Annotated in this window: 16 protein-coding genes; 14 read left to right on the top strand and 2 right to left on the bottom strand. The window is 65.2% G+C overall.

The genetic code is table 11. The features are described 5' to 3' along the window. Positions 1 to 70 precede the first annotated feature (70 nt). The 12 genes from AX724_RS10425 to ccoS all read left to right on the top strand — a co-directional run bounded on the left by AX724_RS10425 (position 71) and on the right by ccoS (position 11464). Positions 71 to 886 (top strand): universal stress protein, encoded by an 816-nt coding sequence (locus AX724_RS10425; RefSeq protein WP_066766006.1) that lies wholly within the window; start codon positions 71 to 73, stop codon positions 884 to 886. Positions 887 to 906: 20 nt separating this feature from the next. After that, positions 907 to 2052 carry a sensor histidine kinase gene (locus AX724_RS10420; RefSeq protein WP_066766003.1) on the top strand — a complete coding sequence of 382 codons (1146 nt, stop codon included), beginning with the start codon at positions 907 to 909 and terminating at the stop codon, positions 2050 to 2052. Positions 2053 to 2067: 15 nt separating this feature from the next. Beyond that, complete coding sequence (fixJ, locus tag AX724_RS10415) at positions 2068 to 2673, top strand: response regulator FixJ (protein ID WP_066766001.1); 606 nt, start codon at positions 2068 to 2070, stop codon at positions 2671 to 2673. Between the two features lie 140 nt (positions 2674 to 2813). After that, complete coding sequence (locus tag AX724_RS10410; protein ID WP_066765999.1) at positions 2814 to 3557, top strand: Crp/Fnr family transcriptional regulator; 744 nt, start codon at positions 2814 to 2816, stop codon at positions 3555 to 3557. Between the two features lie 198 nt (positions 3558 to 3755). After that, on the top strand, positions 3756 to 5414 hold the full coding sequence (gene ccoN / locus AX724_RS10405) for a cytochrome-c oxidase, cbb3-type subunit I (RefSeq protein WP_066765997.1): 1659 nt from the start codon (positions 3756 to 3758) through the stop codon (positions 5412 to 5414). Between the two features lie 11 nt (positions 5415 to 5425). Further along, complete coding sequence (gene ccoO / locus AX724_RS10400; RefSeq protein ID WP_066765996.1) at positions 5426 to 6160, top strand: cytochrome-c oxidase, cbb3-type subunit II; 735 nt, start codon at positions 5426 to 5428, stop codon at positions 6158 to 6160. Beyond that, the gene (locus AX724_RS10395) at positions 6157 to 6333 is read left to right on the top strand and encodes a cbb3-type cytochrome c oxidase subunit 3 (protein WP_066765995.1); all 177 of its coding nucleotides are present in this window, start codon (positions 6157 to 6159) and stop codon (positions 6331 to 6333) included. Before ccoO ends, AX724_RS10395 begins: the two co-directional genes overlap by 4 nt. Then, on the top strand, positions 6326 to 7246 hold the full coding sequence (gene ccoP / locus AX724_RS10390) for a cytochrome-c oxidase, cbb3-type subunit III (protein WP_066765993.1): 921 nt from the start codon (positions 6326 to 6328) through the stop codon (positions 7244 to 7246). Before AX724_RS10395 ends, ccoP begins: the two co-directional genes overlap by 8 nt. Positions 7247 to 7276: 30 nt before the next feature. After that, positions 7277 to 8713 (top strand): cytochrome c oxidase accessory protein CcoG, encoded by a 1437-nt coding sequence (gene ccoG, locus AX724_RS10385; RefSeq protein ID WP_066765991.1) that lies wholly within the window; start codon positions 7277 to 7279, stop codon positions 8711 to 8713. Beyond that, positions 8713 to 9186 carry a FixH family protein gene (locus tag AX724_RS10380; RefSeq protein ID WP_156448049.1) on the top strand — a complete coding sequence of 158 codons (474 nt, stop codon included), beginning with the start codon at positions 8713 to 8715 and terminating at the stop codon, positions 9184 to 9186. Before ccoG ends, AX724_RS10380 begins: the two co-directional genes overlap by 1 nt. Continuing rightward, the gene (locus AX724_RS10375; RefSeq protein WP_066765987.1) at positions 9186 to 11321 is read left to right on the top strand and encodes a heavy metal translocating P-type ATPase; all 2136 of its coding nucleotides are present in this window, start codon (positions 9186 to 9188) and stop codon (positions 11319 to 11321) included. Before AX724_RS10380 ends, AX724_RS10375 begins: the two co-directional genes overlap by 1 nt. Then, complete coding sequence (gene ccoS, locus AX724_RS10370; RefSeq protein ID WP_066765985.1) at positions 11318 to 11464, top strand: cbb3-type cytochrome oxidase assembly protein CcoS; 147 nt, start codon at positions 11318 to 11320, stop codon at positions 11462 to 11464. The genes AX724_RS10375 and ccoS overlap by 4 nt, the downstream gene beginning before the upstream one ends. Positions 11465 to 11524: 60 nt before the next feature. Here the strand turns inward: ccoS and AX724_RS10365 are convergent, their stop codons facing one another. Both AX724_RS10365 and AX724_RS10360 read right to left on the bottom strand, forming a co-directional pair. Continuing rightward, a complete protein-coding gene (locus AX724_RS10365) occupies positions 11525 to 11968 on the bottom strand; it encodes a pseudoazurin (protein ID WP_066765983.1) in 444 nt (147 codons plus the stop codon). An 80-nt stretch (positions 11969 to 12048) separates the two neighbouring features. Continuing rightward, positions 12049 to 12588 (bottom strand): rhodanese-like domain-containing protein, encoded by a 540-nt coding sequence (locus tag AX724_RS10360; RefSeq protein WP_066765981.1) that lies wholly within the window; start codon positions 12586 to 12588, stop codon positions 12049 to 12051. A gap of 80 nt (positions 12589 to 12668) precedes the next feature. Here AX724_RS10360 and AX724_RS10355 point away from each other — a divergent pair, with 80 nt between their 5' ends. Both AX724_RS10355 and AX724_RS10350 read left to right on the top strand, forming a co-directional pair. Next, positions 12669 to 13487 carry a quinoprotein dehydrogenase-associated SoxYZ-like carrier gene (locus AX724_RS10355; protein WP_066765976.1) on the top strand — a complete coding sequence of 273 codons (819 nt, stop codon included), beginning with the start codon at positions 12669 to 12671 and terminating at the stop codon, positions 13485 to 13487. Continuing rightward, positions 13484 to 14434: a quinoprotein relay system zinc metallohydrolase 1 gene (locus AX724_RS10350; protein WP_066765968.1), complete on the top strand. Its 951-nt coding sequence runs from the start codon at positions 13484 to 13486 to the stop codon at positions 14432 to 14434. Before AX724_RS10355 ends, AX724_RS10350 begins: the two co-directional genes overlap by 4 nt.

The raw sequence follows: 14434 nt of genomic DNA, 5'->3' as shown, positions 1-14434 counted from the left end.
TGATGGTGCGATGCCTGGCTGGCTCCTAATCAGAAGACATTGGAAGCATCCGCTCGGAAAGGCCGGAGCCATGAAATCCGTACTGCTTCATATCCATGACGATCTGGGTCAGGAAGGCCGGTTGCAGGCTGCCTTCGACATCGCACGGGCGACCGGTGCGCACATCCGCTGCGTCCAGGTGACGATGCTGCCCGATCTCGTAGCGGCCGATCTCTATGGCGGCGCGGGCTTCGCTCCGACCATCATGGCGGAGCTGCGGGATATTGACCGCAAGGCGCAGGCCGAAGTCGAAACGCGGATGGCGCGCGAGGGCGTACAGTGGGACTGGTTGCAGTGCGAGGGCGAGGCCGTGAGCGGCATCCTTTCCGCCGCGCGGCTGTCGGACCTGATCGTCGCGACCCTGCCGCAAGGGGCGCGCCGCAGCCTGCGCGACCCGCTTGCGATCGTGCCCGACCTTGCTCTGGGTGGTCGCTTGCCGGTGCTGGGCGTGCCGCAGGCAGCCGCGCGCTTCCCGGTCACCGGACGCGCGATGGTCGCATGGGACGGGTCGCAGGAAGCGGCTGCTGCCCTGCGCGCCGCTATGCCGCTGTTGAAGCTGGCGGATGCTGTACTGGTCGTGACTGTCGAAGAAACCGAGAAGCAAGTTTTCCCCGCCATCGATGCGCCGGAATATCTGTCCCGCCATGGCATCGAGGCCGAGTTGCGAAGCTGCCCGCGGCGGGAAGAGTCCGTCGATGACGTGCTGATGCACGCCATTGAGACGCTTGCCATCGACTGGGCAGTTATGGGCGCCTACGGCCATGGCCGGCTTCGCGAGACGGTGTTTGGTGGCGTAACTCATCGCCTGCTGCGTGACACGCCGATCCCGCTCTTGCTGGCGCACTGAAAGAGCGGCATGGTCACGGCATGGCGGTGGCGGACGACGAGACGGAGGGGCTGAGCGCGCGCGCGAACAGCCTGGAACAAGCCCTGCTGGGATCGATCCTGGCCACCGTGCCGGATGCCCTGATCGTGATCGACATGGCCGGGCACATCGTGTCCTTCGGCGCGGCCGCGCAGCGCATGTTCCAATATGCCGAAAGCGACGTGCTGGGCGAGAATATCTCGATGCTGATGCCATCCCCGGATCGCGAACGGCACGATGCCTATATCGGTCATTATCTTTCGACGGGCGAAAAGCGGATCATCGGCATCGGCCGGCTGACCAGCGCCCGGCGGCGGGACGGCTCAACCTTTCCCATCGAGCTGTCGGTCGGCGAAGTGCAGGACGGGACGCGGCGGCTGTTTACCGGCTTTATCCGCGACCTTACTGAACGGCAGCAGGCAGAGCGGCGGGTGGCAGACCTGCAGGCGGAGTTGGCCCATGCCAGCCGCGTGACGGCGATGGGCACGCTGGCCTCCGCTCTGGCGCACGAGTTGAACCAGCCGCTGACGGCGATCGCCAATTATATGGAGGCCGGGCGCGACCTGCTGGATGCGGAAGGGCCGGTCGACCGTGATATGCTGCGCGAGGCGATGGATGAAAGCGCGAACCAGGCGCTGCGCGCGGGCGAGATCATCCGGTCGCTCCGCGAATTCATCCGCCAGGGGGAAACGATGCGCCAGCCCGAGCCGCTGCGCGGCGTGCTGGCCGAGGGCGTCGCGCTGGCGTTCATCGGCGCGGACAGCCGGGGGATCGATATCGACATCAGCGTCGATCAACCGGTGGACAAGGTGCTGGTCAACCGGGTGCAGTTGCAGCAGGTGATCATCAACCTGGTCAAGAATGCAGTGGAGGCGATGCAGGCATGCCCGGCGCGTATCCTGCGTCTGACCGCCAGCCTGGCCGAGCGCGGCCGCGTGGAGGTGGTGGTCGCCGACAGCGGGCCGGGGCTGGACCCCGAAATGTCGCGCACGCTCTTCACGCCCTTCGTCACCACCAAGGCGCAGGGGATGGGCCTTGGCCTTTCGATCAGCCAGACCATCGTGGAAGGACATGGCGGTCGCATCTGGGCCACGCCCTCGCCATGGGGCGGCACCGCTTTCCACTTCACCCTGGACGCGGTGGACTAGCAACGGAAGACCGGCATGAGCGAACCCTACACCATCTATGTCGTGGACGATGACGAGGCCATCCGGCGCTCGCTGTCCTTCATGCTCAGGACCAGCGGCCATATGGTGCGCCTGTTCACAGGCGGGCTGGAATTCCTGAAGGAGGCCGGCGCGCTGCCGCCCGGTTGCGTGCTGCTGGACGTGCGCATGCCTGACATGGACGGGCTGGAGGTGCAGCGGGAGTTGCGCGCGCGGGGCATCACCCTGCCGGTCGTCATCATGACGGGCCATGGCGATGTCGACATGGCGGTCGCAGCGATGAAGGCGGGCGCCAGCGACTTTATCGAAAAGCCGTTCGAGAAGGCGGCGCTGCTGGCCTGTATAGAGGCCGCCAAGACGCTGTCCCTGGCCGAGCGCGGTGCCATGGCGCGCGCGGAAGAGGCCCGCGCGCGGCTCAACATACTGACAGATCGGGAGCGTGACGTGCTGGACGGGCTGGTGCAGGGGCTGCCCAACAAGACCATCGCCTACGACCTCGGGATCAGCCCACGCACGGTGGAAATCCACCGCGCCAACCTGATGCAGAAGCTAGAAGTGAAGAGTCTAGCCGAGGCGTTGCGTATCGCCTTTCATGCAGGGTGAGGCATGGGATGCGGGCGAACCACCACCACAGATGGGAACACAATCAGGCCCGCCATTCCGGGTTCCATCTGCCTGACGCCATTCGCCGCTAGGGACATTTACGGATAGGTTGCGGCCTGCGCTCTCGTCATCCAGCGGACATGGATATGCGATTTGACGTGGCGCAAAATGCCGCCTTCCAGACCCCGGCACGGTCCTGCGGCAGCCGGTCCTGCGCAGCCTGCGTCGTGCGCGACCAGGCCATCTGTGCGGATCTCAAGGATAGCGATCGCGACGCGCTGAGCCTCCTTGGACGGCGGGTCACGTTGCGGGCCGGGCAGACGGTGATGTGGGAGGGGGACGATAGCATGATCGTCGCCAATGTGATCGAAGGCACCCTGAAGCTGGCCACGTCCACAGGCGACGGGCGCGAGCAGATTGTCGGCGTGGTCTATGCCTCTGACTTCATCGGCCGCCCTTTTGGCGTGAGGACGCCCCATAGCGTGACGGCGCTGACCGACGCGCGACTGTGCCTGTTTCCGCGCGGCAGCTTCGATGGTTTCGCCATGCGGCACGGGGAATTGCAGCACCGCCTGTTGCAGCGCACGCTGGATGACCTTGACCGCACCCGCGCCTGGATGCTGCTGTTGGCACGGAAGACCGCGCGGGAGAAGGTCGCCACGTTCCTGCTCGACATGGGAAGGCGGCTACGCGCGGATGGGGACGACGTGATCGCGCTACCCCTTTCGCGCCAGCAGATCGCCGATGTGTTGGGCATCACCATTGAGACGGTGTCGCGCCAGATGACCGAATTGAAGCGCGAAGCTGTTATCGACCTGATCGGGCGCCGCGGCGTGCGGCTGCTGAACAAGCCGGCACTGCAGGCGATGGCGGAAGCTGCGTGAAGCCGTAGAGGGATATTTCCGCACCGTCATGCCAAAGGCGGTTCGAGCGATTTATTGCCGAACTCGCATCATTTCTCCTAGACAAACGGCCTACGCATTTTCCCGTAAAGACCCGTCGCACCGCTTTTGACAGAGGTCAGGGCACAAGGGCGGCACCTTTCCCAAGGAGCGCCGCAGGCCTTTTGCGGGGACAGGTCCATGGACAGATTGGTAATGCGGACAGGCGGCTGGTTTGCGCTGGCGCTGGTCGCCTTCGCGGCCATGTTGGCGGCGCGCGACAGCGGCTTTTCCTTTCATATGGGGATCGTCAGCGCGGCGGCGCTTGGACTCGCCATTTATGGGATGCGTACCGCCGATTATGCGGGATTTGCGAGGGGTCTGGTCAGGATGCCGGCCGACCAAGGGCGCTATTATGACGATGTGATCCGCTGCGGTGTGATCGCCACCCTTTTCTGGGGCCTCGCCGGTTTCCTTGCCGGTCTCTATATCGCCCTGCAACTCGCCTTCCCCGCGCTGAACCTGGGCTTGGAATATACCAGCTTCGGGCGGCTGCGGCCGCTGCATACGTCGGCGGTCATCTTCGCCTTCGGCGGCAATGCGCTGATCGCCACCAGCTTCTATGTGGTTCAGCGCACCTGCCGCGCCCGGCTGTTCTCCCCCGCGCTCGCCAACTTCGTCTTCTGGGGCTACCAGCTCTTCATCGTGCTGGCGGCCACCGGCTACTTGCTGGGTATTACCGAGGGCCGCGAATATGCCGAGCCCGAATGGTATGTCGACCTGTGGCTGACGATTGTGTGGGTGGCCTACCTCGTGGTTTTCGGTGGCACGATCCTGAAGCGCAGCGAGCCGCATATCTATGTCGCGAACTGGTTTTACCTTTCGTTCATCCTGACGATCGCGATGCTGCATATCGTCAACAACCTGACGGTGCCGGTCAGCTTTCTGGGCTCGAAGAGCTATAGCGCCTTCGCGGGCGTGCAGGATGCCCTGACCCAATGGTGGTACGGCCATAACGCGGTCGGCTTCTTCCTCACCGCCGGCTTCCTCGCCATGATGTATTATTTCGTGCCCAAGCAGGCGCAGCGGCCGGTCTTCAGCTATCGCCTGTCAATCATCCACTTCTGGTCGCTGATCTTCCTCTACATCTGGGCGGGCCCGCACCACCTGCACTATACCGCGCTGCCCGACTGGGCGCAGACGCTGGGCATGGTCTTTTCGATCATGCTGTGGATGCCGAGCTGGGGCGGCATGATCAATGGCCTGATGACGCTGAATGGCGCGTGGGACAAGATCCGCACTGACCCGATCATCCGCATGATGGTCATGGCGTTGGCCTTCTACGGCATGTCGACCTTTGAAGGGCCGATGATGTCGATAAAGGCGGTCAACAGCCTCTCCCACTATACCGACTGGACCATCGGCCACGTCCACTCGGGCGCGCTCGGCTGGAACGGCATGATCACCTTCGCGGCGCTCTACTATCTTGCCCCGCGCCTGTGGAAGCGGGAGCGGCTTTACTCGCTGCGGCTGGTGAACTGGCACTTCTGGCTCGCGACACTTGGGATCGTCCTCTACGCCGCGTCGATGTGGGTCGCGGGCATCATGCAGGGGCTGATGTGGCGCGAATACGGGTCCGATGGCTATCTGGTCTACGCCTTCTCTGAGGTCGTAAGCGCCATGCTGCCCATGTACCTCATCCGCGTGGCCGGCGGCCTGCTCTACCTTTCCGGCGCGATCATCATGGCCTGGAACATCGGCCGCACCATCGCCGGCAGCCCCCTGCGCAGGGAGAAGCCGATGCACGACGCGGCCTATGACCCGGCGGCCGACAAGCCGCTGATCGCCCAGCCCGCATAAGGAGACGCCCCATGGCATCCCGATTTTTCGACCACGGCAAGCTCGAGCGGAACGTCTCGCTGTTGGGCATCGCCGCGCTGATCGTCGTCGCTATCGGCGGCATCGTGGAGATCGCTCCCCTCTTCTGGATCGACAACACGATCGAAAAGGTTGAAGGGGTGCGCCCCTACACCCCGCTGGAGCTGGCGGGCCGCAACATCTATATCCGCGAAGGCTGCTACAACTGTCACAGCCAGATGATCCGCCCGTTCCGGGACGAGACCGAACGCTACGGCCATTACAGCCTGGCGGCAGAAAGCATGTACGACCATCCGTTCCAATGGGGGTCGAAGCGCACCGGGCCGGACCTGGCCCGGGTGGGCGGCCGCTATTCGGACGAATGGCATGTCCAGCATCTGAAAGACCCACGGCGCGTCGTGCCGGAATCGATCATGCCGACCTATCCGTTCCTGTCGGAGCGCGAGCTGAAGGTGGGCGACATTGCCGCACACCTGACGGCGCTTTCCGACGTCGGCGTGCCGTATAGCAAGGACGACGTCGCCAAGGCCGATGCCGACCTTGCTGCGCAGGCCGATCCGAGCGCCGAGACCACCGATCTTTTGAAGCGCTATCCCAAGGCGCAGGTGCGCGACTTCGACGGAGATCCGGGCAAGTTGACCGAGATGGATGCACTGGTCGCCTATCTCCAGATGCTGGGCACGCTGGTCGACGTGAACGCCGCCGAATCGCAGGAGGTGGAGCAATGAGCAGCTATGACACGCTGCGGCATTTCGCCGATAGCTGGGGGCTCGTCTTCATGGGGGCGAGCTACCTCGTGCTGGTGGGGTGGCATTTCCTGCCCCGACGCGGCGCGCGCAGCCGCGCCGCCGCGAGGATGATCTTCAGGAATAGCGAAGAGACGGAGGCCGATCATGGCTGACGAAAAACCTATCGACGCAGCCACGGGCACGGAGCTTAAGGGGCATGAATGGGACGGCATCCAGGAGCTGGACACGCCGCTGCCCCGCTGGTGGCTGTGGACCTTCTACGCTACCATCCTCTTCGCGATCGCCTACACCATCGCCTATCCCGCCTGGCCGATGATCCACACTGCCACGCAGGGCTTGCTCGGCTGGTCGAGCCGGCACGCGCTGGACAATGAGCTGGCAGAGCGGGAGGCGCAGGTGGCCCCCATCCGCAAGGCCATCGCCGAAACGCCGATCGAGGCGCTGCCCGGCAAGCCCCACCTGATGCAGGCGGCGGTCGAGGGTGGGCGTGCCGCGTTCCGGGTGCATTGTGTGCAATGCCATGGGTCGGGCGCGGCGGGGTCGAAGGGCTATCCCAACCTCAATGACGACGACTGGCTGTGGGGTGGCGATCTCGCGACGATCGAGAAGACGATCTTCGACGGTGTCCGCAATCCCGATCATGCGGCTACCCGCATGTCCCAGATGCCCGCTTTCGGCCGGGACCAGTTGCTGACCCCGGCGCAGGTGGACGATGTCGTTGCCTATGTCCGCATGATCAGCGGGCAGGATCGGCCGGGCGCGGCGGCGCGGCTCGGCGCCAAGCTGTTCGCCGACAATTGCGCCGTCTGTCACGGGCCCGCCGGACACGGCGATCGCGCGCTGGGCGCGCCCAACCTGACCGACGGCATCTGGCTCTATGGTGGCGACACCGAGACGATCCGGGAGACCGTTTGGACCAGCCGCCAGGGCGTGATGCCCCGCTGGGGCGACAAGCTCGACAAGGCGACAGTGCGTATGCTTGCCGCCTATGTCCATAGCCTGGGGGGCGGCGAAACGCTGCCAGTCGTGGCGGCTGTTGAAGGGGCGGGCGATGCGGGGAAATAAACCTCAACGGCTGCTGAGGCGGTAAGCGTCATGTTGATGCCCGCCGGCTCCGCCGCGCTCTATGAAAAGCGCAAGGGCGTCTATCCCAAGGCGGTCGACGGCTTTTATCGCCGCCTCAAATGGGCGGCGATGGCGGTGACGCTTGCCATCTACTGGATTACGCCGTGGCTGCGTTGGGACCGAGGAGCCTATGCGCCCGACCAGGCTGTACTGGTCGACCTTGCCCACCGGCGCTTCTACATGTTCGCGATCGAGATCTGGCCCCAGGAATTCTATTATGTCGCGGGCCTGCTCATCATGGCGGGAGTGGGGCTGTTCCTCGTTACGTCGGCGGTCGGACGAGCCTGGTGCGGCTATGCCTGCCCGCAGACAGTGTGGACCGACCTGTACCAGCATGTCGAACGGTTCATCGACGGCGACCGCAACGCGCAGATCCGGCTGGCGAAGGCACGCTGGACCGTCGCAAAGTTGGCGAAACGCCTGGCCAAATGGAGCGTCTGGCTTGTCATCGCGTTCCTGACGGGCGGGGCCTGGATCTTCTATTTCGCCGATGCGCCGACGCTCCAGCAGCAATTCTGGACCGGCACCGCTGCACCCGCCGCCTATGCGACCGTTGGCGTACTCACCGCCACGACCTTCATATTGGGCGGTTTCATGCGCGAGCAGGTGTGCATCTACATGTGCCCCTGGCCGCGCATCCAGACCGCTATGCTGGACGAGAAGTCGTTGGTCGTAACCTACAAGGACTGGCGCGGCGAGCAGCGCGGCAGCCTGAAGAAGGCGGAGGCGCATCCGGGCGACTATGGCGACTGCATCGACTGCAACCAGTGCGTCGCGGTGTGCCCGACCGGCATCGACATCCGCGAAGGGCCGCAGATCGGCTGCATCACCTGCGCCCTCTGCATCGACGCCTGCGACAAGGTGATGGCGCAGGTCGGGCGGCCGCGCGGCCTGATCGACTATTGCACCGAGGAGGATGCGGAGGCGGAGAGGAAAGGGCGTGCGCCCCGGCCGGTGTTGAAGACACTGCTGCGCCCCCGCACCATCGCCTATCTGACGCTCTGGTGCGGGATCGGGATAGCGATGCTGTTCGCGCTCGGTGCCCGCGCCCGCATCGACATCAGTGTGCAGCAGGACCGCAATCCGATCGCGGTACGCCTGTCTGACGGCATGGTTCGCAACGCCTATACGGTGAAGCTGCGAAATATGGAGGCGCGGCCCCGCCCCATGGCGGTGACGGTCGAGGGCTTATCGGGCGCGCGCCTCTGGACCGACGGCATGACACGCGAACAGGCCCTGCCGGCGATAGTCACGACCGTGCCCGCCGACAGCGTCGCCAGGGTGCGCCTGTTCGTCGCCCTGCCCGGCGCCGGACCGCAGCGTCAGGACTTCCGCTTCGCCGTGCGCGCCACTGACCGCGAAGGCGGCGGCGACAGCGAGCCCGCCCGTTTCGAAAGGCCTCAATGATGTCCAGCAACCTTCCCGCCCCCCGCTTCACCGGCTGGCACATAGCCGGGATCCTGGTCGCCTTCTTCGCGGTGGTGATTGCGGTCAATGTGCTGATGGCCACCATTGCGGTACGTTCTTTCGGCGGCACGGTGGTGGAGAACAGCTACGTCGCGAGCCAGCGCTTCAATGGCTGGCTGGCCGCTGCCCGGGCGCAGGACGGGCTTCGCTGGAAGGACGACGTAGTGACCGATGGCGCGCGTCATGTCGTGCTGACGCTGGGCGACTATGCCGGGGCGCCGGTTGGGGGCGGGACGGTAGGGGCAGTCGCGCAGCATCCGCTGGGTCGGGCCGCCGATATTCCGCTCGCTTTCCATGAGACCGCTCCGGGCCGCTATGTCAGCGTGACTGGCTTGCCGGCCGGCCGCTGGCGTGTTCGCCTCGATGTCCGGCACGGCGGCAGCGAGCAGCATCTGCTGCGGGAGATCGACTGATGGCGACGCGAGCGCTCCTCCCAGAACCGGCTCCGCAGGCCGAAACATGCGAAAGCCTGCTCGCCGTTCCCGGTATCCACTGCGCGGGTTGCATCGCGAAAATAGAGAATGGCTTGCCGAAGGTGACTGGCATCCAATCCGCCCGCGTCAACATGGGTGCCAGGCGTGTCGCGATCCGCCATGATCCAGCGCTGAGCCCGCCAGAGCTCAAGGCGGCGCTGGCTTCGCTTGGCTTCGAGGCGGAGCCGCTGGCCGACCCGGGCGTTGATGTCTCCGCGGCGGAGAACCGGACGCTCCTGCGCGCTCTTGCTGTCGCCGGCTTCGCCGCCATGAACATCATGCTGCTGTCGGTTTCGGTCTGGTCGGGCGCGGAGGGTGCCACTCGGCAGATGTTCCACTGGCTCTCCGCGCTGATCGCGCTGCCGACCGTCGCCTATGCCGGCCTGCCTTTCTTCCGTTCCGCTTGGGCGGCGCTGCGGCACGGACGTACCAATATGGACGTCCCGATCAGTATCGGCGTGCTGCTAACGACAGGGATGAGCCTTTACGAGACCGCGACAAGCGGTGCCCATGCCTGGTTTGACGGGGCGGTGATGTTGCTTTTCTTCCTGCTGGCGGGGCGCTGCCTCGACAGCATGATGCGTGGTCGCGCGCGCGCTGGCGTTGCGGCACTGCTCAAGCAGACCGCGCCGGGCGCGCTGGTGATGGATGGGGCGGGGCAAAGCCGCTGGACGAAAGCCGAAGCGCTTCGTCCGGGGATGCGTATGTTGGTCGCGGCGGGAGAGCGGCTGGCGGCGGACGGGCGCGTCCTGTCAGGTGATACCAGGCTGGACATTTCGTTCCTGACTGGAGAAAGCACGCCCGTTCGCGTCAGCGCCGGCGATATTGTGCAGGCCGGAGCACTGAACGTCGCCGATCCCTTGACGGTCGAGGTGACGGCGGCGGGTGCCGACACGGTCATCGCCGACATAGCCAGGATGATGGAGGAGGCGGCACAGGGCAAGTCGCGCTATGTCCGCCTCGCCGATCGGGCCGCACGCTGGTATGCGCCTTGCGTCCACCTGCTCGCCGCCCTGTCCTTCACCGGCTGGATGATCGCTGGCGCGGGCGTGCACCAAGCGCTGCTGATCGCGGTTGCGGTGCTGCTCATCACCTGCCCCTGCGCGCTGGGGCTCGCCGTCCCGGCCGCTCAGATCGTGACTTGCAGCGCGCTGATGCGGCAGGGCGTCCTGGTGAAGGACGGCTCCGCGCTGGAGCGGCTGGCCGAAACGACCGAGGCTGTTTTCGACAAGACCGGCACGCTGACCCTCGGCCGCCCCCTTCCGCGTCATCTCGACCGGCTCGACGTGCAGGATCGCTCCATCCTCCTCGCGCTGGCGCAGGCCAGCCGCCACCCGCTGAGCATCGCGCTGCGGCAGGCGCTGGAGGCGCAAGGGGTATGTCCCGCTGCGCTCGACGCGATCCGCGAGGTGCCGGGTGAGGGACTGTTTGCTGACCATCACGGCGTGCCGGTATCGCTCGCCCGGCCGCGCAGCCTCATCACCCTGCTCGAGCTGGCGAGCGAATATCGCCGCGGCACGGGCGTGCATCTGCTCCCCTTCACAGATGCGTTGCGGCCCGATGCGGTCGAGACGCTGGCCGTGCTGCGTGCTGCTGGCCTTCGGACGCTGATCGCCAGCGGCGACCGGCCCGAGGCGTTGGAGGAGATTGCGCGCGCGACCGCGACGACGGCGATCGGCCGGCTTCGGCCTGAGGGCAAGTTGGCGCTTCTCGAGAGGCTGGAGGCACAGGGCCAGAAGGTGCTGATGGTCGGCGACGGGCTCAACGACGGCCCTGCGCTTGCCGCCGGGCACGCCAGCATGGCACCCGCATCGGCAAGCGATGCCAGCCAGCTTACCGCCGATATCGTCTTTTTGGGCGACCGGCTGGCGCCGGTTGCGATTGCGCTGCGCGCCGCGCGGCGCACCGTGCGGGTGGTGAAGCAGAATTTCGCGCTCGCCATCGGCTACAATATAGTGGCAGTGCCGCTCGCGATCGTGGGCAAGGTGACACCGCTGGTGGCGGCGGCAGCCATGTCTTTGTCCTCGCTGGTCGTGGTCGCCAATGCCCTCCGTCTCAACGACAGCGCGAAATGACCGGCCTAGCTCTCCTCATCCCGCTGGCCCTGCTGTGCGGACTGGTGGCGCTGGGTGCTTTCTTTATGGCGCTGCGCGGCGGTCAATATGACGATCTGGACGGCGCGGCGATGCGGATTCTGACCGATGGCGAGGAGGATTGATTCCGAACCCGCCCACGAACCGACATTCGCTCAAGTGAACATGTTCGGACCGCGACGCGATCACTTAACCTTGTTCAGAAGAGCCGTCATCCGCTTGGCGGCGAACGGTGGCAGCTTGATTGCGCGAGCAGCGGCGATGTCAGCGACACCCGCCTTTCCGACTTGGATCAATGCCACCATACCCATTGAATAATGCGGCATGCACTTGATGCCGTACAGGCCAGCCTTCGTGACTGTCAGCGACACCTCCTTGTTCATCATTCCTTTCATCGGTGATGCGCCGGCCGGGAGCATATTGGGTATCGTTTCCGCATTGTGGCTCGGGTCGGTGGGCTGGAAACGGATGACATCGCCAGGCGAGGCCTTCACGAAAGATGGCTCAAACACCATGGCGCCTTCGGCTCCCTGATTCTTCATGTGAACCACGATTTCCTTCGCTTGCGCGGGCATTGCCGCTGCGGCAACCAGCAGTGCTGCGCCCGCCATCAGGATAGGATGTCGCATCTGGTCTCTCCCATAGGCCGTTTTCGATTGCCCCGCACTTTGACCATGGTCCCTGTTCGGGCAATTGACCTTTGGTCCAATCAGCGTTCGGGAACGACCGGGGCCAAGGGCAGGCGCAGGTCGAGCCAGCCGTCGCTGCCTTCCGCCAGCCACCAGACATTGCGATAGCCCATCGCGCGCAGCCGACGCGCCGCGTTCCAGCTCATCCAGCAGTCGGCAAGGCAGAAAGTGACGATCATCCGGGACTTGTCGCCACCCGACAGGCGGGCGACGTTGCGCTGGAAAGCGGACAATATGGCGGGTGGAGGTGCCGACCGCCCGGCCTCGGGAAACCAGTGCGCGCCGGGGATACTGCTGTGCGCCCTCGCCAGGCGCCAACGACCATTGTCCTGCCGGTAGCCGCCCTCAGCCGGCAGCACGTCAATAAGGACGGCATCGATGTCTGGCTGCAAGGCGGCGACGGCGGCCGGTGCGATCCGCCCCACGCCTTCGGGCGCGCGCTGCACCGGGCCGCGATACTGCGCGGCGCGATAGCCCGCCTCATCGAAGAGGCCGGATTCCTGCGCATAAAGGGCAGCAGGCAACGTCATCAACAGGAGCCCGCAGACCATCGCCCTCATCGCATCCTCTCCATTCTCGACCCAAGGTGCAATGGTAGCGATCCTGATGGCCAAGTAATCATGGACTTTGGGAGAGCGACATGAAGCGCCTATTGAAATGGACGGCTCCGGCCCTGCTGTCGCTGTTCGGCTCGGTCGCCTCAGCCCAGCCGGGTGCGCCTTATCCGGCAGACCCGCTTCAGTCGCCGATGTGGGAAGCCCATGCCCGAACCTTGTTTGGCGAAGATCCAGTCCGGTTCGACCCGCGCCTGCGTGTCCTTTTTCCCCAGATCGCGGAAAATCAACGCAGTTTTCCCGTGATGGTGGATGCGCGGGGACTGGGTCGGGTCGAGCGGATGCTGATCTTCGCTGACCTCAATCCCATTCCTCTCGCCGTCGATTATCGGCCTATCCGGGCCGATGCCTATGTCGCGACACGGATCAAACTGGATCAGCGGACGCCGGTTCGCGGAGCTGTACGACTTTCAAGTGGCGAGTGGCTGGTCAGCGGGGGCTGGGTGGATGCCGCAGGTGGCGGCTGCTCCGCTCCGCCGGTGAGCCGCGTGAAAGGGGACTGGGCAGAGCATCTGGGCGAGATAAGGGGCGGGGCCTGGCCGGCCTCTGACGGCGTGAGCCGGCTGCGCCTGACTTTCCGCCACCCAATGGACACGGGCTTTGTCGCTAATGTCCCGACCTACCATATCGACCGGCTGACGATCGCCGATGCGTTTGGCGAGCTGCTTGGCGAGATGGATATCTGGGCGTCGGTCGCGGAAGACCCTGCAATCACCGTTATACCGCGCGCGCAGGGCGGGGCGTCGCTGGCCGTCACGGCGCGCGATACCAACGGCCGCGTCTATTCTGCAAAGGTCATCGTCGCCCGCCAGTCGCCGTTCCCGTCCGGCGGCGATATCCCATGAGGATGAACCGCCGGCACGCGCTGGCCAGCCTGATCGGCTTCTGGCCGATGGCCCGTGCCGCAGCAGAAAATAGCTATGTCATCAAACCGATCGCTGTTGGCGAAGGATTATGGATGATCCACGGCGCGGAAGAGCCAATGCTGTTCGCCAATGGCGGCGCGATTGCAAACATTGCCATCATCGCCACGCCGGTGGGTGCGGTGCTGGTCGATGCCGGCCCCTCCGTCCGCTATGGGCGCGCACTCAAGGCCGCGGCCGAGGCGCTGACCCGTCAGCCAGTGGTCAGGGTCTATGTGACCCATCTTCATCCCGATCACGGCATGGGTATCGCCGCGTTCGATCCGGCCATCGTCGCCGCGCTGCCCGGTACGATTGCCGACATGAAGCGGGACGGAAGCGGCTTTTCCGATGCACTCTATCGGCTCCTGGGCGACTGGATGCGGGGTACGGATGTGGTGTTGCCGCGAATAGGCATCGACAATGCAATCGAGGAGTTCGGCGGCCGCCGGCTCCGCTTGCTGGCGCTTTCCGGACACAGCAGCGCGGACCTTGCCCTGCTCGACGAGCGGACCGGCACGCTGATAGCGGGCGACCTGCTGTTCCTTGATCGTGCCCCGAGCACGCCTACGGCCGACCTTGCGCGTTGGCGCGAAAGCCTGTCGGTGCTGGCCGCTTTACCGCACAAGGCGGCCATTCCCGGCCACGGCCCATTCGACCCCACCGGGAGCCGGGCGATCGGTCAGACCAGGGATTGGATCGACTGGCTGGACGAAACCTTGCGCCGGGCAGCGGAGTCCGGGCTCGATATGGTGGAAGCGGGCGATTTGCCCATCCCTCCACATTTTGCAGCTATGGCAGCGGCACGCTATGAATTTCAGCGTAGCGTGTCGCACTTCTACCCGGCGCTGGAAATGCGGCTGCCGCGCATCGACGTGACTGGCGAGTAA

Origin of the sequence: Sphingobium sp. CCH11-B1 (assembly GCF_001556865.1) — a bacterium.
In the GTDB taxonomy this organism is placed as follows: Bacteria; Pseudomonadota; Alphaproteobacteria; order Sphingomonadales; family Sphingomonadaceae; genus Sphingobium.
This window is presented reverse-complemented; position numbering and strand designations above follow the sequence as displayed.

Bases quoted from the DNA above. Each gene is read 5' to 3' on its own strand.
- ccoN (WP_066765997.1), top strand. From the start codon at position 3,756: ATGGACAGATTGGTAATGCGGACAGGCGGCTGGTTTGCGCTGGCGCTG.
- AX724_RS10350 (WP_066765968.1), top strand. From the start codon at position 13,484: ATGAGGATGAACCGCCGGCACGCGCTGGCCAGCCTGATCGGCTTCTGG.
- AX724_RS10420 (WP_066766003.1), top strand. From the start codon at position 907: ATGGCGGTGGCGGACGACGAGACGGAGGGGCTGAGCGCGCGCGCGAAC.
- fixJ (WP_066766001.1), top strand. From the start codon at position 2,068: ATGAGCGAACCCTACACCATCTATGTCGTGGACGATGACGAGGCCATC.
- AX724_RS10410 (WP_066765999.1), top strand. From the start codon at position 2,814: ATGGATATGCGATTTGACGTGGCGCAAAATGCCGCCTTCCAGACCCCG.
- ccoG (WP_066765991.1), top strand. From the start codon at position 7,277: ATGTTGATGCCCGCCGGCTCCGCCGCGCTCTATGAAAAGCGCAAGGGC.
- AX724_RS10360 (WP_066765981.1), bottom strand. From the start codon at position 12,588: ATGAGGGCGATGGTCTGCGGGCTCCTGTTGATGACGTTGCCTGCTGCC.
- AX724_RS10375 (WP_066765987.1), top strand. From the start codon at position 9,186: ATGGCGACGCGAGCGCTCCTCCCAGAACCGGCTCCGCAGGCCGAAACA.
- AX724_RS10380 (WP_156448049.1), top strand. From the start codon at position 8,713: ATGTCCAGCAACCTTCCCGCCCCCCGCTTCACCGGCTGGCACATAGCC.
- AX724_RS10425 (WP_066766006.1), top strand. From the start codon at position 71: ATGAAATCCGTACTGCTTCATATCCATGACGATCTGGGTCAGGAAGGC.
- ccoS (WP_066765985.1), top strand. From the start codon at position 11,318: ATGACCGGCCTAGCTCTCCTCATCCCGCTGGCCCTGCTGTGCGGACTG.
- ccoP (WP_066765993.1), top strand. From the start codon at position 6,326: ATGGCTGACGAAAAACCTATCGACGCAGCCACGGGCACGGAGCTTAAG.
- AX724_RS10395 (WP_066765995.1), top strand. From the start codon at position 6,157: ATGAGCAGCTATGACACGCTGCGGCATTTCGCCGATAGCTGGGGGCTC.
- ccoO (WP_066765996.1), top strand. From the start codon at position 5,426: ATGGCATCCCGATTTTTCGACCACGGCAAGCTCGAGCGGAACGTCTCG.
- AX724_RS10365 (WP_066765983.1), bottom strand. From the start codon at position 11,968: ATGCGACATCCTATCCTGATGGCGGGCGCAGCACTGCTGGTTGCCGCA.
- AX724_RS10355 (WP_066765976.1), top strand. From the start codon at position 12,669: ATGAAGCGCCTATTGAAATGGACGGCTCCGGCCCTGCTGTCGCTGTTC.